The 473-nt window shown below is 66.6% G+C and carries 1 protein-coding gene; it reads left to right on the top strand.

What is annotated here, in order from left to right:
• Window positions 1-473 (top strand): cadherin repeat domain-containing protein (locus ACM9LZ_RS26010; RefSeq protein ID WP_416622398.1); only part of this gene is annotated, 473 nt, incomplete at both ends.

Here is a 473-nt window from a genome sequence, read left to right as displayed (position 1 = left end):
ACAGGTCAGCGACGGTGCCGCCACCAGCAGCCAGACCTTCACCATCAACGTCACCAATGTCGCCCCCACCACCCCGACCGACAGCAACAGCGCGGCCAACAGCGTCCTGCAAGGCGCGGCCAACGGCACCGCCGTGGGCATCACGGCCAGTGCTACGGACGTCAATGGCGGCACCGTCACCTACAGCCTGGCCGACGATGCCGGCGGACGTTTCGCCATCAATGCCACGACAGGCGTCGTTACCGTCGCCGACGGCACCTTGCTGGATTACCAGACCGCCACCAGCCACACCATTACGGTCCAGGCCAGCGACGGCACCGACACCAGCACACAGACCTTCACCATCAACGTCACGAACATGCCGCCGGGCACACCGGACGACAGCGACAACGCCGCCAACAGCGTCGTGGAAGGGGCTGCAAACGGCACCGCCGTCGGTGTCACGGCGGCAGAGCCGAACGGCCTGCCCAACA

The organism is Niveispirillum fermenti, from assembly GCF_048066175.1.
Taxonomy (GTDB): domain Bacteria; phylum Pseudomonadota; class Alphaproteobacteria; order Azospirillales; family Azospirillaceae; genus Niveispirillum; species Niveispirillum fermenti.
The sequence above is the reverse complement of the archived record's forward strand: the minus strand, read 5'-3'. Positions and strand labels throughout refer to the sequence as shown.